This is a genomic window from Sinorhizobium fredii USDA 257, assembly GCF_000265205.3.
GTDB classification, from domain to species: Bacteria; Pseudomonadota; Alphaproteobacteria; order Rhizobiales; family Rhizobiaceae; genus Sinorhizobium; species Sinorhizobium fredii_B.
Genome location: NC_018000.1, coordinates 1,500,826 through 1,521,571 on the forward strand (window position 1 = coordinate 1,500,826; position 20,746 = coordinate 1,521,571).

General features: G+C 61.4%; 26 protein-coding genes. 14 read left to right on the plus strand and 12 right to left on the minus strand.

Going from position 1 to position 20,746, the window contains the following annotated elements; all coding sequences use genetic code 11:
* The first annotated feature begins 32 nt into the window (after nucleotides 1-32).
* The 3 genes from USDA257_RS06910 to USDA257_RS06920 all read left to right on the plus strand — a co-directional run bounded on the left by USDA257_RS06910 (nucleotide 33) and on the right by USDA257_RS06920 (nucleotide 1,839).
* On the plus strand, nucleotides 33-407 hold the full coding sequence (locus USDA257_RS06910; protein ID WP_014762190.1) for a hypothetical protein: 375 nt from the start codon (nucleotides 33-35) through the stop codon (nucleotides 405-407).
* Nucleotides 408-409: 2 nt separating this feature from the next.
* On the plus strand, nucleotides 410-1,192 hold the full coding sequence (locus USDA257_RS06915) for an SDR family oxidoreductase (protein ID WP_014762191.1): 783 nt from the start codon (nucleotides 410-412) through the stop codon (nucleotides 1,190-1,192).
* Between the two features lie 338 nt (nucleotides 1,193-1,530).
* A complete protein-coding gene (locus USDA257_RS06920; protein WP_041413973.1) occupies nucleotides 1,531-1,839 on the plus strand; it encodes a DUF6074 family protein in 309 nt (102 codons plus the stop codon).
* A gap of 42 nt (nucleotides 1,840-1,881) precedes the next feature.
* On the opposite strand, the gene USDA257_RS06925 is transcribed toward USDA257_RS06920, so the two are convergent.
* From USDA257_RS06925 to USDA257_RS06940, 4 genes are all read right to left on the minus strand, one after another.
* A complete protein-coding gene (locus USDA257_RS06925; protein WP_014762192.1) occupies nucleotides 1,882-2,154 on the minus strand; it encodes a DUF982 domain-containing protein in 273 nt (90 codons plus the stop codon).
* Complete coding sequence (locus USDA257_RS06930) at nucleotides 2,142-2,624, minus strand: CBS domain-containing protein (protein ID WP_014762193.1); 483 nt, start codon at nucleotides 2,622-2,624, stop codon at nucleotides 2,142-2,144. The genes USDA257_RS06925 and USDA257_RS06930 overlap by 13 nt, the downstream gene beginning before the upstream one ends.
* 300 nt (nucleotides 2,625-2,924) lie before the next feature.
* Entirely contained in the window at nucleotides 2,925-3,191 is a 267-nt protein-coding gene (locus USDA257_RS06935; RefSeq protein WP_014762194.1) for a hypothetical protein, read from the minus strand.
* Between the two features lie 75 nt (nucleotides 3,192-3,266).
* The gene (locus USDA257_RS06940) at nucleotides 3,267-3,545 is read right to left on the minus strand and encodes a DUF1236 domain-containing protein (protein ID WP_041413974.1); all 279 of its coding nucleotides are present in this window, start codon (nucleotides 3,543-3,545) and stop codon (nucleotides 3,267-3,269) included.
* Between the two features lie 276 nt (nucleotides 3,546-3,821).
* On the opposite strand from USDA257_RS06940, the gene USDA257_RS06945 reads away from it, so the two are divergent.
* A complete protein-coding gene (locus tag USDA257_RS06945; RefSeq protein WP_041413975.1) occupies nucleotides 3,822-4,343 on the plus strand; it encodes a sigma-70 family RNA polymerase sigma factor in 522 nt (173 codons plus the stop codon).
* Nucleotides 4,344-4,460: 117 nt separating this feature from the next.
* Here the strand turns inward: USDA257_RS06945 and USDA257_RS37050 are convergent, their stop codons facing one another.
* The 4 genes from USDA257_RS37050 to USDA257_RS06960 form a co-directional block, all read right to left on the minus strand.
* A complete protein-coding gene (locus tag USDA257_RS37050) occupies nucleotides 4,461-4,619 on the minus strand; it encodes a hypothetical protein (protein WP_014762196.1) in 159 nt (52 codons plus the stop codon).
* A gap of 203 nt (nucleotides 4,620-4,822) precedes the next feature.
* Complete coding sequence (locus tag USDA257_RS06950) at nucleotides 4,823-5,011, minus strand: DUF3008 family protein (protein WP_014762197.1); 189 nt, start codon at nucleotides 5,009-5,011, stop codon at nucleotides 4,823-4,825.
* A 146-nt stretch (nucleotides 5,012-5,157) separates the two neighbouring features.
* The gene (locus tag USDA257_RS06955; RefSeq protein WP_014762198.1) at nucleotides 5,158-6,486 is read right to left on the minus strand and encodes a hemolysin family protein; all 1,329 of its coding nucleotides are present in this window, start codon (nucleotides 6,484-6,486) and stop codon (nucleotides 5,158-5,160) included.
* A 160-nt stretch (nucleotides 6,487-6,646) separates the two neighbouring features.
* Nucleotides 6,647-7,987 (minus strand): MFS transporter, encoded by a 1,341-nt coding sequence (locus USDA257_RS06960; protein WP_014762199.1) that lies wholly within the window; start codon nucleotides 7,985-7,987, stop codon nucleotides 6,647-6,649.
* A gap of 272 nt (nucleotides 7,988-8,259) precedes the next feature.
* On the opposite strand from USDA257_RS06960, the gene cyoA reads away from it, so the two are divergent.
* From cyoA to USDA257_RS06985, 5 genes are all read left to right on the plus strand, one after another.
* Nucleotides 8,260-9,426 (plus strand): ubiquinol oxidase subunit II, encoded by a 1,167-nt coding sequence (cyoA, locus tag USDA257_RS06965; RefSeq protein WP_014762200.1) that lies wholly within the window; start codon nucleotides 8,260-8,262, stop codon nucleotides 9,424-9,426.
* 47 nt (nucleotides 9,427-9,473) lie between these two features.
* Nucleotides 9,474-11,486, plus strand: coding sequence for a cytochrome o ubiquinol oxidase subunit I (gene cyoB, locus USDA257_RS06970; protein ID WP_014762201.1), 2,013 nt, complete (start codon nucleotides 9,474-9,476; stop codon nucleotides 11,484-11,486).
* Complete coding sequence (cyoC, locus tag USDA257_RS06975) at nucleotides 11,483-12,112, plus strand: cytochrome o ubiquinol oxidase subunit III (protein ID WP_014762202.1); 630 nt, start codon at nucleotides 11,483-11,485, stop codon at nucleotides 12,110-12,112. Before cyoB ends, cyoC begins: the two co-directional genes overlap by 4 nt.
* A complete protein-coding gene (cyoD, locus tag USDA257_RS06980) occupies nucleotides 12,109-12,510 on the plus strand; it encodes a cytochrome o ubiquinol oxidase subunit IV (protein ID WP_014762203.1) in 402 nt (133 codons plus the stop codon). The genes cyoC and cyoD overlap by 4 nt, the downstream gene beginning before the upstream one ends.
* Before the next feature lie 184 nt (nucleotides 12,511-12,694).
* Complete coding sequence (locus USDA257_RS06985; protein ID WP_014762204.1) at nucleotides 12,695-13,447, plus strand: SURF1 family protein; 753 nt, start codon at nucleotides 12,695-12,697, stop codon at nucleotides 13,445-13,447.
* A gap of 24 nt (nucleotides 13,448-13,471) precedes the next feature.
* On the opposite strand, the gene USDA257_RS06990 is transcribed toward USDA257_RS06985, so the two are convergent.
* From USDA257_RS06990 to USDA257_RS07000, 3 genes are all read right to left on the minus strand, one after another.
* Nucleotides 13,472-14,002, minus strand: a complete 531-nt coding sequence (locus tag USDA257_RS06990) for a DUF992 domain-containing protein (RefSeq protein ID WP_014762205.1) — start codon at nucleotides 14,000-14,002, stop codon at nucleotides 13,472-13,474.
* A gap of 217 nt (nucleotides 14,003-14,219) precedes the next feature.
* Nucleotides 14,220-14,816, minus strand: a complete 597-nt coding sequence (locus USDA257_RS06995) for a DUF922 domain-containing Zn-dependent protease (protein ID WP_014762206.1) — start codon at nucleotides 14,814-14,816, stop codon at nucleotides 14,220-14,222.
* 89 nt (nucleotides 14,817-14,905) lie between these two features.
* On the minus strand, nucleotides 14,906-15,358 hold the full coding sequence (locus tag USDA257_RS07000) for an Lrp/AsnC family transcriptional regulator (protein ID WP_014762207.1): 453 nt from the start codon (nucleotides 15,356-15,358) through the stop codon (nucleotides 14,906-14,908).
* Nucleotides 15,359-15,488: 130 nt separating this feature from the next.
* Here USDA257_RS07000 and USDA257_RS07005 point away from each other — a divergent pair, with 130 nt between their 5' ends.
* Entirely contained in the window at nucleotides 15,489-16,538 is a 1,050-nt protein-coding gene (locus tag USDA257_RS07005; protein WP_014762208.1) for an ornithine cyclodeaminase, read from the plus strand.
* A 131-nt stretch (nucleotides 16,539-16,669) separates the two neighbouring features.
* Here the strand turns inward: USDA257_RS07005 and USDA257_RS37055 are convergent, their stop codons facing one another.
* Entirely contained in the window at nucleotides 16,670-16,831 is a 162-nt protein-coding gene (locus USDA257_RS37055) for a hypothetical protein (RefSeq protein ID WP_014762209.1), read from the minus strand.
* Here USDA257_RS37055 and USDA257_RS35885 point away from each other — a divergent pair.
* From USDA257_RS35885 to USDA257_RS07020, 4 genes are all read left to right on the plus strand, one after another.
* Nucleotides 16,830-17,063, plus strand: coding sequence for a hypothetical protein (locus tag USDA257_RS35885; protein ID WP_144051905.1), 234 nt, complete (start codon nucleotides 16,830-16,832; stop codon nucleotides 17,061-17,063). The genes USDA257_RS37055 and USDA257_RS35885 overlap by 2 nt on opposite strands.
* Nucleotides 17,060-18,595: a M10 family metallopeptidase C-terminal domain-containing protein gene (locus tag USDA257_RS07010; protein WP_014762210.1), complete on the plus strand. Its 1,536-nt coding sequence runs from the start codon at nucleotides 17,060-17,062 to the stop codon at nucleotides 18,593-18,595. Before USDA257_RS35885 ends, USDA257_RS07010 begins: the two co-directional genes overlap by 4 nt.
* Before the next feature lie 345 nt (nucleotides 18,596-18,940).
* Entirely contained in the window at nucleotides 18,941-19,549 is a 609-nt protein-coding gene (locus USDA257_RS07015) for a TetR family transcriptional regulator (RefSeq protein WP_014762211.1), read from the plus strand.
* Nucleotides 19,550-19,590: 41 nt separating this feature from the next.
* Complete coding sequence (locus tag USDA257_RS07020; RefSeq protein ID WP_014762212.1) at nucleotides 19,591-20,730, plus strand: efflux RND transporter periplasmic adaptor subunit; 1,140 nt, start codon at nucleotides 19,591-19,593, stop codon at nucleotides 20,728-20,730.
* Nucleotides 20,731-20,746: the final 16 nt, after the last annotated feature.

Below are 20,746 nucleotides of genomic sequence, written 5' to 3' on the forward strand. Positions count from 1 at the left end.
GCGCCTGGAAGCGCGACCAGGAGGATAAGCATATGCACGTTGTCGGCACGCAGGTTATTCCGGAACAGGGCGGCAGGGCCGGTTTTACGGTTGAATTCGTCGGTGAGGGAGGTGAGATCGTATCGGTATCCCTACGCAACGACGCCTGCCGCAGCCTCAACCGCATGAATGCGGTGGAGCGGGCGAAGGAGGTGATGATGGAACTCGCCACTACCGAGACCACCGCTCTCGAGAACGGCGAGGCTCCGGAAGGCCAACCGAATATGCGCCGCAGCGCTCGCTTCAACAAGGATACCGACGAGATGGAACGACAGCTCGACGAGGGGCTCGAGGACAGCTTCCCGGCCAGCGATCCCGTTTCGGTGACGGCTTCCACGATTCCGACCGACCGCGCGAAAAAGCACTAGCCATGGTCGGCCGCTCGTCTGTCGCGCTCGTCACCGGCGCGGGATCCGGCATCGGCAGGGCTACGGCACTCATGCTCGCCGCAAGAGGCACCAAAGTAGGCCTGCTGGGGCGTACGCGGCCCGAACTCGACCAGGTTGCCGCCCAAATCAGCGCCGAGGGCGGGCAGGCGCTCGTCCTTGAGGCAGACGTTTCCGAGGAGACGCCGATGCGCGAAGCGGTGGACGAACTCGTCTCCGCGTTCGGTGGTCTAGACATCGTCGTCGCAAATGCCGGCATCAACGGCGTTTGGGCGCCAATCGACGATCTGAAGCCGTTCGAATGGGACGAGACGATTGCCGTCAATCTGCGCGGCACCTTTCTCACCCTGCACACGACGGTCCCTCATCTGAAACAAAACGGCGGCGGCGCCATTGTGGTCGTCTCTTCGATCAACGGGACACGGACCTTCACGACGCCGGGCGCCACAGCCTACACGGCCACCAAGGCCGCCCAGGTCGCCATGGTCCAGCAACTGGCTCTGGAGCTGGCAAAGCACCAGATCCGGGTCAATGCCGTCTGCCCGGGGGAAATCGACACCAGCATCGCAGAGAATACGAGCCTGCGCCACGAGCAGGAAACCGCGATACCGGTCGAGTGGCCGGATGGACAGGTTCCGATTACCGGCGGCGAGCCCGGACGCAGCGAGGACGTCGCAGAAGTCATCCGCTTCCTCGTCTCGGACAATGCGCGGCACATAACCGGCAGCCCTGTCTGGGTCGACGGCGGCCAGGGGCTGCTGCGCTAGAGTCCCGCCACACTACTGCAGTTTCCTTAAAATTGTTGCCGATTTAAAACATGCAGCAATTCAAAGTGCTACAGTTGTCCAAAAAGAAGCCCCGCCGGGGTGGCGGGGCCATTATCCGCATCAGCACTATGGAACGCCCGGATCCGTAGGGGCTTGCGGAGAGGGAACTATTCCGCGCGTTCCGGTGGCCAAACCGGAAGCGCACCGAATTGTTCCCGGCAATGGGAAATAATTGTGGTCTCTGTTAGCGGACAAGTGGCAGCACAGGGACCGGACGAAGGAATCGTTAACCATCTTGCCGATAGAGCTTTCCCGGAAGGCGAGCGCGGGGTGATTCGATGGAAGTTGAAGTAAGCGAGCGGACGAGTGTGTTCAAAGCCGGCGGGATCGTCGCATTTCCGCTCGAGGCGCGCGCCGGCGAGATCGATCGCTGCGCGCGGGAGCTCGATCGGCTCCATGGAAACGCCGCTCTGCAATTCTGGAAAGCAGAGTGCCGGAAGCTTGCTGATGAGCTCGCGCAGTTTGGCCTGGGGGAAAACGAAATCCGGAGCCAGGTCCTCGCGTTCCAGGCGGAAGTCCAGGCCGCCATCGCGCGCCGTTACGAGCCGCCTGCCGCCGGGCGAAACCGTTCCGACAGCAGGACATGATGATCATCGACAGGATTGCCTGAAACGCCCGATCGCGCGCCTTCATTCACCTGTCCAGCTATGGACGGCGAACTGGGCCTCCTCGGCCGCCTTGATGAAGGCGGCGCGTGCGACATCCGGCTCGTCCTGCCCGTCGATGACGCGGTCACAGGCGGCAAGTGCCGCGCTTCTGGCGCCCCCGTCGCCATTCGGTAATGGCCAATGGTTCTTGAGGCAAAGAAACGCATCGCGTGTGCTTTGCACACGAAGCACGCGGTTGGGTGCCTCCAGGATCACCGCTTCACTCCACAGTCGGTCCTGCGTCAGGCCGGGCATGGCGACATTCCTTCAAGCTGCTCGTTTGCCGGTTCCTGGCGGGACATGCCGTCAAGCACGAGGCCGCCGAGTTCCGGGCTCACGCGAATGATGTCCGCCAGCGCGATGATACCGGCAGCGTGGCGCTTTTCGTCTACCACAACGAGCTGCCGTATCCTCAGATCGTGCATCTTCTGAGCGGCGAGCAGGATGCTGTCTCCTTCTTCGCAGGATTCAGCCGCCACCGTCATGAATTCGAACACCGCCGTCGATGTCGATCGTCCTTGGGAAACGACCGAGGTAAGGATGTCGCGATCGGTTACGATCCCGAGGATCGTCCCCACCCCCGGAACCTCCACCGGCAATGCGCCCACTCCGGTCTCCTTCATCAACCGCGCCACGGACTGTGCCGTGTCCGTCGGCGAGACTGTATAGATCTGGCGAGACATCACGTCGCGGACGCGAATCGCCTTTTCCTCATGGCCGGCCATCTATGAGGCTCCTACCGTTGACCGAGGCCGGCACCGCGATTTCTTCGTCTGGCGATTTCTTTAGCGTGAGATCGACCTGGCGTGGCACGGTGACCTGGGGTTGCCATGAGTTCCGTGGCGCCTTCTTAGTAGGATTTGGATTTTCAGGCGGCCGGGCAAACCTCGGACGCATTTTCTTCGCTCGTTGTCGCACGATTCAATCCCTTCTGTTGACGTGGACCTGCGCGGCTGAAACCGCGGGCTTGTTGTTAACGCGCGAACAGAGAGTGCGGTTCCCCACAAATTGCTCGGCTTTGCTGACTACGCCGTTCGAGGAGCGTCTGGATCCAGCGCAGCTCGCATCGCAGCGGCCCGCAGGATGGCGGTAATCTCCGCCGTCATCGCGTTTTGTCTCGCGAAGGCCTCAGAGGGAACGATCCCCGGATCTTCTTCATGATCCTGGACGATGCGGGTCTCGTCGAGGACGCGGTTGATCTCCGGCCACACATCCTCGTGGCGCGCGAGAGCCGAGAGGACGGCAATCAGAATTTCCCGGTGGGCTGCCAGCTGAAATTCCCCATTCTGCATCGTCGCCTCCCGCAATAACGTGAAAGGACAAGAAAAGCGGCATGGAGGCAGTTCCGCCATGCCGCGCTCTTCGAATTATTGGACAACCTCCACTACGGCGCGCGTCTTAGGATTGATGATCACGCGCTTCTCGTTCACGATCGCATAGGCAAAATCCGGCTGCTCGGGAATCGTATGGATCTCGACGGTTTCCGGCAGGGGCTGTCCAACGACGATCTCCCCCTCAAAAGTCACGGACGGCGTCTTCTGCTCCATTACATAGGTTCTGACCTCGCCCGGCAGCACAACGGTCGTTTGAGCGATCGCCGATACGGGGAGCATGAGGGCGGCACAAATCAAGGCAAACTTCTTCATGGTTTTCTCCTTCCTAAGGCCTACCCAACCGGGAGCGACGGCATTTGGTTCCCGCGGGCGTTTTGGCCGTTGACGCGCCAAACAGGGAGGTCCGTGACCTCGGCTGAGGCGGAGAGACGCAGAAGAAGCGGCAGAATGCGCTGGCGGACGGGCGATATCAACGCAGTGCCGGTGTCAACCGCCGTGAATTGTCCGCCTTCTAGGAACCAAAACCGCGGACAGGCATTTTCCTTCGCGTCACCAAAAATACTCACGGCCAGAAGGGCGATAGTCGATATGCCTGCCACCGCCGGTCACGCGTCGCAGCAATCACCACACATTGAAGAGCAGGTCGTCGACCTGATACCGGCATTGCGGGCCTTTGCCCGGACTTTCACGTCGGCGTCATTCGAGGCTGACGATCTGGTGCAGGAAACCCTGCTTCGCGCCCTGCGCAGCATCGATCAGTTCGCGCCGGGTACGAGCCTCAAGTCCTGGCTGTTCACGATCATGCGCAATGCTTTCCGCACGCAATACAAGATCCGCACGCGCGAAGGCCCGGGAAGCACCAACTGTGCGGAATTGCCGATCCCGACAGCTCCCTCCCAGGAGTGGTGTGTGCTCAACGGCGAGCTTCGGACGGCCTTGGGTTGTCTTTCTCCCGAGCACCGCGAAGTTCTGGTGCTCGTTGCCGGTTTCGGCATGAGCTACAAAGAGGCAGCCGACATTTGCGATTGCGCAATCGGAACGATCAAGAGCCGACTAAGCCGCGCTCGCGATGAATTGACCGTGCAAATGCACGGGAACCCCTTGAACTAGAGGATGGTTGCGCACCTACAGCCGCGCGTCCAGACGCGCAAAGGTCGCTGTAGCACTTTGAATTTCTGCATGTATCCTTGATCGGCGACGATATAAGGATATATGCAGTAGGCCCGGTCACTTCCTGCGCGCGTTGAGCGCTTCCTGCAACTGCTGCGCCAGTTCAAGCAGACGTTGCGGCACCGCCTCCTTCTCGATCTTGCCCAACAGGAATGCGATCCGCTCCTCGACGGCCATGTCTGCGTCCGCATCTGCACGGGCTTTGGGTTCGCTCATTCGTCCGTCCTTCTTACCGGGGTGCCAAACTTAAAATATGGTCCGCGGTTCCTGGTGTAAATCACCAAAACGAAGCCGACACGAAAACCCTATCCCCTTGAATTCGGAACGTCTTTGCCGCCAGCGGCGTAGACGGTCCTTCACCCTCCGAAGGTTCGCGGCGCTTGAATGGGAGCAGCAAATTGGGCTCCTTTGCGGCGCCTTCAAGACTTCGAAACGTGTTCCTTCTTGCCCTTGCGCTTGGTCGACGCCATTTCCTCGAGCTCCTTCTCGCTCATGGACTCGGCCATGCCCTTGGAGGCTCCCTTGAGTTCACTTTTCTTCATGTCGCCGCGCTTGGCCGCGAGTGCGGCGCCGGCTGCCTTTTGCTGTGCCTTCGATTTTGCAGGCATCTCTCTTCCTCCGCTCAAGCGACGGCACGGCCCGGAAGACCCGCCGATCTTGCGACATTCCGCTCCGGCTATCGATGATATCGAGGCCCTCGGAACCGGCGAGATCGAATTATGTTCCGCGACCGGTGACTGGCTTAGGAGATGTTTTATTCGCGCTCGGTGAGGCTCGTCGCCAGGATCTTGTCTATCCGTCTGCCGTCCATGTCGACGATCTCGAACCGCCAGCCATCGAACTCGAAACACTCGCCGGCATCAGGCAGATGCCCGAGGATGTGCAGCGCGAAACCTGCGATCGTGTGATAGCCGCCATCCTGCGGCCGCTCGTGCAGCTTCAGCCTGTCAAAAGCGTCATGGGCCGGCATCATGCCGTCGATCAGCAGAGACCCGTCCTCGCGTTCTACCACCGCCCGCTCTTCCGCCTCCAGATCCGGCAGCTCGCCGGCGATCGCCTCCAGGAGGTCCGTCTGCGTGACGATCCCTTCGAGGCTTCCATATTCGTCGACGATCGTTGCGAGGCGAACAGGCGCGGACTTGAACCGCTCGAGAACGCGGAAGACCGGCGTTGCCTCGTGCAGGATCAACGGTTCGCGAATGACGCCGAAGAGGTTCACCGACTTGCCGTCGAGCAATTGATCGAGCAGGTCCTTCTTCAGCACCATGCCGATCGGCTCGTCGATATTGCCCCTGCCGATCAGCAATTGCTCGTGCCGACAATCCCGGATCGTCCTGAGAACATCCGCCGGCGGATCGTCGGCATCGATCCAGTCGACGTCGACGCGCGGCGTCATGAAATCGGAAATACGGCGATCGCCAATGCTGAAGATGCGTTGCACAAGTTCCTGCTGGGCTTCATCGAGGAGCCCGGCTTGATGGCTTTCCGCAACGATGAGCTTCAGTTCCGCGGGCGAGTGCAGCGAGGCCTCACCCGCTCCCGGACTCAAGCCAGCGAGGCGCAGCACGAAATTGCCAAGGCCATTCAGCACGAGGATTGCCGGTCGGAGCAGAAACAGGAACAGACCAAGCGGCCGGACGACTGCAAGCGCCGTACCCTCACTGCGCTGCAGCGCCAGGCTCTTCGGCGCCAATTCACCGAGCACGATATGAAGCGCGGTGATGATCACGAAGGCGATCACCGAGGCGATGGCATGCGATCCGGCCACGGCCCAGAACTGCGGCAGCACCGCCAGCAAGGGTTCGATCAGATGGGCGAGCGCCGGCTCGCCGATCCATCCGAGGGCGAGCGACGAGATGGTGATGCCGAGCTGCGTCGCGGCGAGATTTGCGTCCAGATTGTCGACGGCGTGCCGAAGCGCGCTCGCATTCATGCGTTTCTGCGTCACCAGTTCCGCGACGCGGCTGCGCCGGACCGAGACCAGCGAGAATTCGGCCGCGACGAAGAACCCGTTCGCGGCCACGAGCAAGAACACCGCCATGATTCCGAAGAAATCGAACAGGCTACTGTCAGGGTTCGGCATGTTCTCCTCTCGGCCCGAGCGGCCAGCCGTTTTCACCGAACAGGGAGTTTAACACGCTGTTTAGGCGGGCATGCCGTCAAATCGCCAAGCACAACACCTCTCTCCGAAACCTCGCAAGGTGCGGCCAAGGCGAATGCCCATCGGAGCCGATGTCCTGACCCTAGTCGTTATTGATCTCGAGCGTCTTGCTGAAGATCAGCGCGGCGATCGTGCAGAGCGCGCCGGAAAGCAGATAGTAACCTGCAAAACTCAAACCGAAACGGCTGGTCAGACCCAGCGCCACCAGCGGCGCGAAGCCCGCACCGATCAGCCACGACAGGTCCGAGGTGAGCGCGGCACCGGTGTAACGATAGGCCCTGCCGAAGCGCGACGCGACAGCACCGGCCGCCTGGCCAAAAGAAAGGCCGAGGAGGCTGAAGCCGACGATCACGAAGGCATTCCTGCCGGTGGCACCGGCCTCGAGCAGCATCGGGGCGATAAAGCTGAAAATCGCGATCAACACGGCGCAGACGCCGAGGTGGTAACGGCGGCCGATGCGATCCGCGACGAGCCCCGAGGCGACGATGGCCAGGATCCCGCAGATCGCGCCCAGGAACTGCACGATCAGGAACGAGCTCGCGCCATGATCCGTGTAGATCTCCACCCAGCCGAGTGGAAACACGGTGACGAGATGGAAGAGCGCAAAGCTGGCAAGCGGCACGAAGGCCCCGATGAGCACGTTGCGCCCATGCAGTCGCAGCACTTCGGTGACCTGCCTTGCCTGCAACTCGTGCTCTTCCAGCAAGGTCCCGAATTCCTTCGTCATCACAAGGCGCAGCCGCGTAAAGAGCGCCACGACATTGATCGCGAAGGCGACGAAGAACGGGTAGCGCCATCCCCAGCTGAGGAAATCGGCCTCGGAAAGCGACATCAGGAAAAAGGCAAAGAGCGCACTTGCCAGCATGAAGCCGATCGGTGCACCGAGTTGCGGGATCATCGCGTACCAGCCGCGGTGGTGCTGCGGGGCGTTGAGCGCGAGCAGCGAAGCGAGACCGTCCCAGGCGCCGCCGAGTGCGAATCCCTGCCCCAGCCGAAAGATCGCCAGCAGGAGTATCGACCACGCCCCGAGCGTTTCATAGCCCGGAAGGAAAGCGATCGAAGCGGTCGAGCCGCCGAGAAGGAAGAGCGCGATCGTCAGTTTGACGCCGCGGCCGTAGGTCCGGTCGATCGCCATGAAAACAAGGGAGCCGACCGGCCGGGCGATGAAGGCCAGCGCGAAGATGGCGAAGGAATAAAGCGTCGCGGTCAGCCGGTCGGGTGCGAAGGGAAAGAAAAGCTGCGGGAAGACGACGACCGAGGCAATGCCATAGACGAAGAAGTCGAAGAATTCGGCGGCACGCCCGATAACGACGCCGATCGCGATGTTACCCGCCGATACCGGCCTATCGTCGTGAATGCGCCGCGCGTCACGCTCCATCGAAGAAGACGACGGGCCTAGGGACTGTTGCGTCACACTGCTCATGAAAGGCCTCCCACCACTCGGAGCCGCTTTGCCCGGCGCCCCTCAGAGGGGATGTTGATCAATCATCCGATCATATCAAGTGTTGAATTGCGAAATTGCGGCTTGCCGTAGTAAAAATTCCGCTCTTCCGGGACAGACTAACCGGCAGCCGACGTACCCCGACTTCACGCCGCAATGCACAAGATTGCTGCGGTGCGACTAAAAACCTCATACCGTTCGAACCACTCCTACTTTAGTCGCAGGGCGGTCGTCATCAGAAAGGGCTCAGAGTCGTGCCAGCATTTCTGAAGTTTATCCGCCGCATCACCCTTTTGCCGCCGCTCTTGCTGCTTGCGGGCTGTGACTTGGTGGTCATGGCTCCCTCCGGCGACGTCGCCGCGCAGCAGCGCGATCTCATCGTCATATCGACGGTCCTCATGCTGCTGATCATCGTGCCGGTGATCTTCCTCACGCTTTTCTTCGCGTGGCGCTATCGCGGCTCGAACACGACCGCAACTTACGATCCCGATTGGCATCATTCGACGGCGCTCGAAGTGGTGATCTGGTCGGCGCCGCTCACCATCATCATTGCGCTCGGCGCCGTCACCTGGATCAGCACGCACAAGCTCGACCCCTACCGCCCGCTCGATCGGCTGGATTCCGAGCGCGCCGTGCCGGCGGACGTCAAGCCGCTCACCGTCGAGGTCGTGGCGCTCGACTGGAAATGGCTGTTCTTCTATCCCGAGCAGGGGATCGCGACGGTCAACGAGCTCGCAGCACCTGTGGACGTACCGGTCAAGTTCAAGATCACCGCCTCCTCGATGATGAACTCGTTCTATATCCCGGCGCTTGCCGGCCAGATCTACGCAATGCCGGGCATGGAGACGAAGCTTCACGCGGTGATCAACAAGCCGGGCGACTATGAGGGCTTCTCTGCCAACTATAGCGGCGACGGTTTCTCGCACATGCGCTTCAAGTTTTACGGGGTCGACCGGCAGGGTTTCGACGACTGGGTGGCGCGCGTGAAGGCGCAAGGCACCGCGCTCAACCGTGACGCCTATTTGAAGCTCGAAAAGCCGAGCGAGCGGGAACCGGTCCGTTACTTCGCCACTGTCGAGGCGGGCCTGTACGAGGCGATCCTCAACCTGTGCGCTACGCCGGGCAAGATGTGCATGCATGAAATGATGCACATCGATGCGATGGGCGGCGGCGGCAAGGAGAGTGCCGGGAACCGAGAAAAACTCGAATACGACAACAGGCACGCCCTCGAAGAGGGAGCTGGTGCCGCGACTTTTCCGGCCACGGGAACGCCCGCGCGCAGCCAGGAGGAACCGCAGGGTACCAACGGCGCCAACGAACCGATGCAGCACGACATGCCCGGGATGGGAGGACACGAGGGACACTCGACCCCGGGCATGCACGAGGGCGGCGATCCGGCACCGGCGCAGCTCAGAAATTGAACGCTGGCGCGCTAGCGTCGCAAAGACACCAACGAACGGGTTTTTCCATGTTCTCCGATCCAGATCTCCTGAAGTTCGTCTTTGGCCGACTGACCCTCGAGGCGATCCCCTATCACGAGCCGATCCTCGTCGCGACATTCCTCGCCGTCGCCGTCGGCGGCATCGCGCTCGTCGGTCTGATCACCTATTACCGGTTCTGGGGAGCGCTCTGGCGCGACTGGCTGACCAGCGTCGACCACAAGAAGATCGGCATCATGTATGTCATCCTGGCGCTGGTGATGCTTTTGCGCGGCTTCGCCGACGCGATCATGATGCGCCTGCAGCAGGCAATGGCCTTCGGCGGCTCGGAGGGCTACCTGCCGCCGCATCACTACGACCAGATCTTCACCGCACATGGCGTCATCATGATCTTCTTCATGGCCATGCCGTTCGTCACCGGGCTGATGAACTTCGTCGTGCCGCTGCAGATCGGCGCCCGCGACGTGTCCTTCCCGTTCCTCAACAATTTCAGTTTCTGGATGACGACCGCCGGGGCGATCATCATCATGCTGTCGCTCTTCGTCGGCGAATTCGCCCGCACCGGCTGGCTCGCCTATCCGCCGCTCTCCGGCGCCGACTATAGTCCGGGCGTCGGCGTCGATTATTACATTTGGGGACTGCAGGTCGCCGGCATCGGCACGACGCTGTCCGGCATCAATCTCATCGCCACCATCGTGAAGATGCGCGCGCCGGGCATGACGATGATGAAGATGCCGGTCTTCACCTGGACGTCGCTATGCACCAACGTGCTGATCGTCGCGACCTTTCCGGTTCTGACGGCGACGCTCGCGCTGCTGTCGCTCGACCGCTATGTCGGCACGAACTTCTTCACCAACGACCTCGGCGGCAATCCGATGATGTATGTGAACCTCATCTGGATCTGGGGCCACCCGGAGGTCTACATCCTCGTTCTCCCAGCCTTCGGCATCTTCTCGGAAGTCGTCGCTACCTTCTGCGGCAAGCGGCTCTTCGGCTACGCCTCGATGGTCTATGCGACGGTCGTCATCACCATCCTCTCCTATATCGTCTGGCTGCATCACTTCTTCACCATGGGCTCGGGCGCCAGCGTCAACGCCTTCTTCGGCATCACGACGATGATCATCTCGATCCCGACCGGCGCGAAGATGTTCAACTGGCTCTTCACCATGTATCGCGGCCGCATCCGCTACGAGGTGCCGATGCTGTGGACGGTCGGCTTCATGGTGACCTTCGTCATCGGCGGCATGACCGGCGTCCTGCTCGCCGTGCCGCCGGCCGATTTCGTGCTGCACAACTCGCTGTTCCTCATCGCCCATTTCCACAACGTCATCATCGGCGGCGTGGTCTTCGGGCTGATGGCCGGCGTCGTCTACTGGTTCCCGAAGGCCTTCGGCTTCAGGCTCGATCCGTTCTGGGGCAAGATGTCCTTCTGGTTCTGGCTGATCGGCTTCTACTTCGCCTTCATGCCGCTCTACGTGCTCGGCCTGATGGGCGTCACCCGCCGCGTCAGCCAGTTCGAGGATCCGTCGCTGCAGATCTGGTTCCTAATCGCCGCCTTCGGCGCCTTCCTGATCGCGCTCGGCATCCTGTCCATGCTCATCCAGCTCGTCGTCAGTTTCGTCAAGCGCGAGGAATTGCGCGACACGACGGGCGATCCGTGGGATGCCCGCACGCTCGAATGGTCGACCTCTTCGCCGCCGCCGGACTACAATTTCGCCTTCACGCCTGTCGTCCACGACCAGGATTCCTGGTGGGACATGAAGAAGCGCGGCCACAGCCGTCCGCTCGCCGGCTTCAAGCCGATCCACATGCCGAAGAACACCGGCACCGGCGTCATCCTCGGCGCGATCAGCGTCGCCTTCGCCTTCGGGATGATCTGGTATATGTGGTGGCTCGCCGGGCTCTCCTTCCTCGCCATGATCGCGATCGCGATCGGCCACACCTTCAACTACGACCGCGACTTCTATATCCCGGCCGAGGTTGTCGTCGAAACGGAGGGCAAGCGCACCGAAATGCTTGCCAGCGAGGTGGTAGGACCATGACCGAGCTTACCGACCACGCCCTACACGAAGGCCAGGCGCCGACCTTCTACCTGCAGGAAGAGCATCATCCTGAAGGGAGCACGATGCTCGGCTTCTGGCTCTACCTGATGAGCGACTGCCTGATCTTCGCAGTGCTCTTCGCCACACACGCCGTCCTCGGCCGCAACTATGCCGCCGGCCCGTCGCCGGCCGACCTCTTCGACCTGCCGCTCGTCGCCGTGAACACCTCGATGCTGCTCTTCTCGTCGATCACCTATGGCTTCGCCATGCTGGAAATGGAGAAGGCCAACAGGAAGGCGACGCTTGTCTGGATGGCCGTCACCGCCCTATTCGGGATCGCCTTCGTCGGGCTCGAACTCTACGAGTTTGCGCACATGATCCACGAAGGCGCCGGGCCGCAGCGCAGCGCCTTTTTGTCTTCCTTCTTCACGCTCGTCGGCACCCACGGCATTCACGTGACGTCGGGCATCGTCTGGATGTTCGTGCTGATGGCTCAGGTGACAAAACATGGCCTGATCCTGGAGAACAAGCGCCGGTTGATGTGCCTGTCGATGTTCTGGCACTTCCTCGACGTGGTGTGGATCGGCGTCTTTTCCTTCGTCTATCTGATGGGAGTTCTCGGATGAGCACGCACGCACCTTCGCATGAGGATGCATTTGAGGCCCATCATGGCCATAGCCACGGCCACGAGGCCGGTCACGGTACGCTCAAAAGCTATATGACCGGCTTCGTCCTCTCCGTCATCCTGACCGCCATTCCCTTCTGGCTGGTGATGGCCGACGTCCTTGACAGTCCGGTCCTGACCGCGGTCATCATCATGGCGCTCGGCGCCGTCCAGATCGTCGTGCACATGATCTTCTTCCTGCACATGAACACCCGATCGGAAGGTGGCTGGACGATGATGGCGCTGATCTTCACCATCGTCCTCGTCGCCATTGCGTTATCCGGCTCGATCTGGGTCATGCATCATCTCAACGTGAACATGATGTCCATGAGCCCGGAGATGATGAAGAACATGCCGTGACAAAGCGGCTTCAGCTTCGCCCCTCACCCCAGCCCTCTCCCCGCGAGCGGGGAGAGGGGACAAGAACGGCGCGGCATATCCCTTCTCCCCGCCTGCGGGGAGAAGGTGGCGGCAGCCAGTTGAGGGGCGGCACTGATCCAAGCCGCATGCATTTTGACCTCCCCTTTTCAGTCGGCGACACGCAATGAGCAATCCCGAAACCGCGCCTCCCTCGCGCTCCCGGCTGTCGCTCGCGATCCTCAGCGTTATCGGACTTCTTCTGATCGTCGGTCTGCTGGCACTCGGCACATGGCAGGTCAAACGTCACTACTGGAAACTCGATCTGATCGCCCGGGTCGAGGAACGCATCCATGCAGCGCCCGTCCCCCCACCGTCTCGAAACGACTGGGCGAATGTCGGCGCGGCGCGCGACGAATACCGACGAGTGCGGGCCCGTGGCCACTTCCTTCACGACAAGGAAACGCTGGTCTATGCCGCGACCGAACTCGGCGCCGGATACTGGGTGATGACGCCGCTGGCGCTCGACGATGGCCCGACCGTGCTCGTCAATCGCGGCTTCGTGCCGACGGAGAAGCGCGCCCCGGCGACTCGGTCACAGGGGCAAATATCGGGCGAGACGGAGATCATCGGCCTCATCCGGATGGACGAGCCGGAAGGCTCTCTGCTGCGTTCGAACAAGCCTCAGGAGGAGCGCTGGTACTCCCGCGACGTCGGCGCAATCGCCGCGGCGCGCGGCCTTTCCGACGTGGCGCCCTACTTCATCGATGCCGATGCCACGCGCAACCGTGGCGGCCTTCCGGTCGGCGGGCTGACGCGCGTCGTCTTTTCCAACAACCACCTCGTCTATGCGATTACCTGGTACTGCCTGGCTGCAATGGTCGGCGGTACGATGATCCTTGTCTGGCGGTCCGGGCGAAACGGCCATGCGGAAGGCTAAGCCGCCCGCATCAAGCCTCGAACGTCAATTGACGGAATTGAGGGTCATCGACGTGCCGGCGGCCGCAACGTTCAGTCCGAGCTGCCCGGTAACGCTGACCGTCTGGAGATGGATGGAACCGGAGGTGCCGCCGACGAGCACATTGGCGCCCACGCCGGCGCCGATGGTTGCCTCGGCGGTCGCGCCCTTGTAGAGCCCGCTGAGGGACCCGTGGTGGTAACCGGCCGTCGGCGCGAATACCGCCCAGAGCAGCCGGCTGCGCATGGTAAAGCCGATATCGACGCCGAGCTTGCGTATCTCGCCGGTATAGCGATCTTCGATCTCATCGCCGCCGAGCGAGCGGAAGACGCATTCGATCTCCTTCGACGAGCCTAAAACATAGCCGGCGCCACCGCCGATATCGCATTCGAGATAACCGATCTTGACGCCGTCCTGGTCGTCCAGCACGGGCGGCGGCGCGGGCTCCCGGTAGGGCGTAAGGTCGGCCGCATGGGCAGTCATGCCGGCGAGAGACAGCGACGCTGCGGAAAGAGCCGCGACAAGATTCGTTTTCATGCAAACTCCCTTCTCGGACCGGCGGCCAGGCTCGCCAATCCGACAATACATTCAGCAATTGGTGGCCCGCATCGCACAAGATGGACGACGCGCGCGTGTAAGACCGCGGCACAGTTCAACTCCATTGAGACAATTCGGGGGCGTGTTTGTGGCCGTCACCAGCTTTTTGCGTGTATCTATTGCGGCCCGAAGCGCGTACGTCTTCCCGGGAAAGCTTCTATCCCCCGTTCACAAGATCGAGGATGAGCTGGTGAATATTGCCGCCGTTGCTGAGTTCCACGCGGTCGAAATCTCGGCTCTGCTGGCGCTGCGCATTGGAGAGCGCCCCGAGTCGCTTCGTCATCTCCTTCTTGATCTTGCGGCATTGCGGGTCGCCGGGAACCGTGAGCCCCACGGTGGCGGCCTCGATCTTTCTCACCATCTCCTTGATGAACTCGCCATGCACCAGTTCGTGCTTGTGCACGCCGGCGATGAAGGCTTCCCAATGTTCCCCGGTGGCGCCCGGCAAGGGCTTGGCCGGTTTCGGTAGGGTGTAGGTGATGGCAAGCTTCGGCAGCGCCGAAACGAGAACGCAGGCATCGCCCTGAGCCTCGTATTTTCGCGACCAGGTGAGCTTGAAACTCGTATGCGCGATGGCGCGCGTCGGTCCGAGCTTCGGACCGCGCTCACCGATCGAGGCATAGAGTTCCGGACCGGATTGGCCGGCGATTGTGTAGCTCTGCACCTTCTCGACTGCCTGCCAGTCCGCATTGGCTGCCGACGGTTGAAATGCCAGACAGGCAAGTAGATGAAAAAATCGACGGCCTCTCGTCACGCGAATATCCCCGACCGACCTCAGTTGATTGCGGCCGGAAACTAATGGGCACGCGTCTGGCTTTCAATGACCGATTTCGCGCCAGCCGCTCAAACGCTGCTCAAGAGAAGGCTGGTTTCGCTGTTGGCCACGCCATCGATCATCCGCACCTCGCGCAGGATGCGGTCGAATTCGGAAAGGTTCGCGGCGCGTATATTTGCAACCAGATCCCAATTGCCGTTGGTCGTATGCAGCGAGTGGATTTCGGGGATGCCGCGCAGCTTGCGGATGACCTGGGTCGTCGATTTCCCGACGACCTCGATCATCATCACCGCCTGTACGGTGTTGAGGTCGTAGTCCTCGCGGATGCGCACGGTGAACCCCATCAGCGTTCCGGTTTCGGTCAGCCGGTCCAGCCGGTTCTGCACCGTGCCGCGCGCGACGCCGAGCGCGTCAGACAACTTCGACAGCGAAGCGCGGCCGTCGACGCGCAGGTGAGCGATGATCCGGCGGTCCAGATCATCCGGCGTATACTTCGCAATGCCCGTAGCTCTCGATGTCATAGTAAAATTGTTCAATCTAGCTGACAAAACTGATCAATCTCGTGACGAAAATAGCACAGCTTTGCGCTTTCGACCAGCAGCGCCTGTCAGTACCCTTCTAAGATGTTCAGCACATGCAGGAGGAACCTCATTGCTCTCACCGCTCCCGTCCGCCAAGGCCATGGTGCCCTTCGTCAGCGTCGAGAACATGATGCACCTCGTCCACCACCTCGGTATCGAGATCGTTTTGGCGGAGCTCACGGATGCGATCGAGACGGATTTCCGCCGATGGGAGAGTTTCGACAAGACCCCGCGCGTCGCCAGCCATTCGCGTGACGGCGTGATCGAGTTGATGCCGACCTCCGACGGCGCCGTGTACAGCTTCAAATATGTCAACGGCCATCCGAAGAACATCGTCAACGGGCTCCAGACCGTTACCGCCTTCGGCTTGCTTGCCGAGGTTTCAACCGGCTATCCGGTGCTGCTCACGGAAATGACGCTGTTGACGGCGCTCAGAACGGCCGCGACCTCGGCGATGGCGGCGCGCCACCTGGCGCCGAAGGGCGCACGCACCATGGCAATGATCGGAAACGGCGCCCAGGCCGAGTTCCAGGCGCTGGCGATGAAGGCCGTCTGCGGCATCGACACCATTCGCCTTTACGACATCGATCCTCGCGCGACCGAGAAGACGGCACTGAACCTCGCGGGCTCCGGCCTCGAGATCGTCTCCTGCCCCTCTGCGCAAATGGCGATCGAGGGTGCGGAGATCATCACCACCTGCACGGCCGACAAGCAGTTCGCGACCATCCTCACCGACAACATGGTCGGCGCCGGTGTCCATATCAACGCGATCGGCGGCGACTGCCCCGGCAAGACGGAGTTGCACCACGACATCCTGCTCCGCTCGGACGTCTTTGTCGAATATCCGCCGCAGACCCGCATCGAAGGCGAGATCCAACAGATGGCGCGGGATTTTCCCGTGACCGAGCTCTGGAAGGTCGTCACAGGCGCAGCGGAGGGCCGGCGCGATGCGAGGCAGATCACGCTCTTCGACAGCGTCGGCTTCGCCATCGAAGATTTTTCGGCGCTCCGTTACGTGCGCGAGCGGCTGTCCGGCACCGACTTCTATCAGAATCTCGACATGATCGCCGATCCGGATGATCCGCGCGATCTGTTCGGAATGCTGCAGCGCGCGAAATAAGCGGCAATTGCTCCACTATTCCATTCAGGCTGCCACCGCGGTTGTGATGGTGCGGCAGCAAGCCGGATCGCCGACAAGGCGGCGGGGGATCGTCGCCCCGCTGGAGCGCTCCGGCCGGCGGGTGACCGGCATTACTGCCTCTTGAGCCGCGCCAGGGCCTCTGCCGCCTCCTTGCTCAATGGATGGTCCGGATGGCGGCGGATGAAGCGCTCATAGGCTTCCACCGTATTCTCCGCCTTCACCCGCTCGAATTCCGCCCGGACGGCCGCCTCATGATCCGGAGGCTCCTGCATGTCCACTCCTCTTGCCTTTGTCGTTCCTGATGCAGTAGGAGCGGAGAATACTGCTGCCAGAATCATCGCGGCAAAATACGGCACCACTCTCAGGAACGGCACGATTCTCTCCAATCTTATTGAACTCGTTACAGTAATCGTAGGCATTCGGAGCCTAACGTCGCCGGCACGATCTGCGCTTTTTGGAGCCGAGGCAACGGCCCTGCGCTCTTATGATAGGAATTTGGCATGAGCGGCACCGGTAAGACCGTCAAGACTTTGAAAACCACCGGCAACACTCTGATCGACGGAGTGCTGTCGGGCTATGCCTGGACGGGAACCATCACCTATGCCTTTCCCACGTCGCGCAGCAGCTACAGCTACAGCGGAGAGAAGGACAACGGCTTTGCAGCAGTTTCCCAGGCACAGATAAACGCCGCGCTCTTCGCGATGGAGCAAAGCTTCGGTTCGGCCGCCAATGACGGTTTTTCCGTCGAGGGCTTCACCAATGCCAATTTCACCTCCGGAGGCGCATCCAGCGCGACGGTCCGGTTTGCGCAGTCGAACGAGCCGGACACTGCGTGGGCTTACCTGCCGGGCGGCTATGCTCAGGCTGGCGACATTTGGTTCGGCACCACCTATGCCGGCACGGTTGCCGATAATCGCAAACCGGTCGCCGGAAACTACGCGTGGCACACGCTGCTGCACGAACTCGGCCATGCACTTGGCCTGAAGCACGGGCACGAGGTAGAGGGAGCCTTCAAGGCTCTGCCTTCCCAATACGACTCGATCGAATATTCGATCATGACCTACCGGGGCTATGTCGGGGGCTCCGGCTACTACTATGAACAATACGGCGCGCCGCAGACCTTCATGATGGCTGACATCGCCGCCCTGCAGGAAATGTACGGCGCCGATTTCACTACCAATAGCGGCGACACGGTCTACAAATGGACGCCCGGCAGCGGCGCCACACTCGTGAACGGAGCAGTCGGCATAGCACCGGGCGCCAACCGCATCTTCGCCACGATTTGGGATGGCGGCGGCAACGATACCTACGATCTCTCTGCCTATGCAACGGGCCTCAAGATCGACTTGCGGCCCGGCAAGGCCTCGACTTTCAGCATCGACCAGCTCGCCTGGCTCGGCGGCGGCTCCAACAAGGGCTTCGCCGCGGGCAATATCTTCAATGCCCTGCTCTACCATGGCGATGCGCGCTCTCTAATCGAGAACGTCAAAGGGGGGTCGGCGGGTGACACGATCACCGGCAATCAGGCAGCGAACGCTCTATGGGGCTATAGCGGCAACGATGTGCTCAGCGGGGAGTCCGGCAATGACTCGCTCTACGGGGGGGCCGGGGCGGACAAGGTCTATGGCGGCAACGGCAACGACGCCCTCTATGCCGAGTCGAATAATGACGTGCTCTACGGCGGCAGCGGCGCGGACAAGTTGACCGGGGGTAGCGGCGCCGACACGTTCCAGTTCAAGGCATCGTCGGAAAGCACCGTTGCCGGCTCAGGCCGCGACACGATCTACGACTTCCTCGCCTCTGAATCCGACCGTATCGACCTTTCCGCCATCGACGCCGACACGACCACGACCGGCAATCAGGGTTTCACCTTTGTCGGAACCGCCGCCTTCAGCGGCAAAAAGGGCGAACTTCGTTACGACCGAGCGTCCTCCGACAGCTATATCTATGGCGACGTGAACGGCGACAAGAAGGCCGACTTCGCCATCCACCTCGATGACGCGGTTACCCTGCAGAAGGGCTATTTCATCCTCTAGCGGGAGGGATAGCTCGCATTCAACTACCGCGGCGTGGCGAAACCTCCTCGGCGTCGCGGCCGAGTGAAAGTATTTTAACGAGGCGCTCCGAAGTCGCTCTGTAGCGCTCTGCGCTGCTGATCCCGCGAGGGAGCGAGGTTGTTCCCTCGCGGGGAGCAGCATTCTTTTTCGCTGATCTTCAGATCTCGCGAACGCTAATCGAAACTTTGCTTTTCCATTCTCCGCCGACACGGGACTGGCCTTGTGCAGGAGCGCACGAGTTGGGCTGCGATTGACAACTGTCGCCCTCCGGATTATGAGTGACGAAATAGGAAATTCGTCAATCATAATCCGGAATGCGAGCCCATGACCGAACCGGCAGACAGCAGCATCGACGCGACCAGGCAGGAAAACATTGCGCGGATCCTTGAATCCGCCGAGCGGCTTTTCCGGCACTACGGCTACACCAAGACGAATGTGGCCGATATTGCCCGTGATCTCGACATGTCGCCCGCCAATATCTACCGCTTCTTCGCCTCGAAGACGGAGATCCACCAGGCACTTTGCGACCGCATGCTCGCGGCGAGCTATCAGCAGGCCTATGAGATATCCCGCCTCGCCTTAAGCCCCTCCGAGCGCCTGAGGCGCTATGTGCACGGGCAGCACCAGATGACGGTGGAGACCATGCTGGACGAGCAGAAGGTCCATGAGATGGTCGTCGTGGCGATCGAGCGGGACTGGCACGTCATCGAGAAACACATCGACCGCCTCGACAAGCTTCTTGCCGGCATTATTCGCGAGGGCATCGAGGCCGGCGAATTCGCCGAACAAGATCCGGAAGTTGCTGCCCGATGCTTCGGTGCGAGCATTGTCACCCTCTGTCACCCGCAGATCGTCGCCCAGTGTCTTGCCAAGGACAATCGCCCGACCCCGGACGAGCTGATCGAATTCGCCATCAAAGCGCTGAAGAAATAAGAGCGGCGCCGCCGCCAAATACCGGATCAGGAGTCCGAACGATGTTTTCACCGAGAGCTTACAACCGGCCGCTCTTTGCCCGTGTCCTGGCCCTGATCTCGCTTACCGCCGTCCTCTCCGGCTGCGCGGAGGAAAAGGCGGAAACGAAGGAGATCATTCGGCCCGTCAAGGTGATAGAGATCGCCGGCATGGGTGAGGCCCGCCAGCTCGACTATTCCGGTGTGGTGAGGGCACGCACCGAGATGACTCTCGGCTTCCGTGTGGCCGGCAAGATCACCGAGCGCCTCGTCAATGTCGGCGACCGGGTGAAGCCGGGCGATCTCCTCGCTCGCATCGATCCGACCGACTACCAACTGACCGTAAATAGCGCCGAGGCAACCCTCTTCGCCGCCGAAAAGCAGGTGCAGACGACTTCGCTGACCAAGGCTCGGGCCGAGCAACTCTTCACCAAATCATTCTCCTCAAAGGCCGAGCTCGACCAGGCGACTCTCCTCTATGATCAGGCGGTTTCCACGCGCGACGCGGCCGCCTCGAGCCTCAGCCAGGCGAAGAACCAGGTCGCCTATGGGAATCTCAAGTCGGACCAGATCGGCATCGTGACGGCGATCAATGCCGACATCGGCCAGGTCGTCGGCGCCGGTACGGCGGTCGTAACCGTCGCAGTCGACGGCGAGAAGGAAATCGAAGTTGCCGTTCCGGAAATGGATATTGCCGAATTCAAACCCGGCAAGACGGTAAAGGCGCGTTTCTGGTCCAACGACATGCTCACCCTCGACGGCCATGTTCGGGAAGTCTCCGGCAGTGCAGAACGGCAATCCCGGACTTTCTTGGTTCGCATCAGCCTGCCCAACGATCCGCGAGTCTTGCTCGGCATGACCGCAACCGTCGAGGCGGCTGCCGCCAGTTCCGAACCCCTCGTCGCCATTCCCCTGAGCGCGCTTGCGCAGAAGGACGGCAGGGACATCGTCTGGGTGGTCGATCGCAGCGCCTCGACCGTCCATGCCCGCCCCATCGGGCTCGCCGATTACGCCGGCGATCAGGTGCGCATCGCCGTCGGGTTGCGACCGGGCGATCTCGTCGTCGCAGCCGGCACGCAGTTCATGGCCGAAGACCTGAGGGTCAAGCTGCCCCTCGCCGAGCAGCAGTCCGCCCGCGCCGAAACGCGCGAAATCCTCCGCTAAGACCAATCAGCAGAAC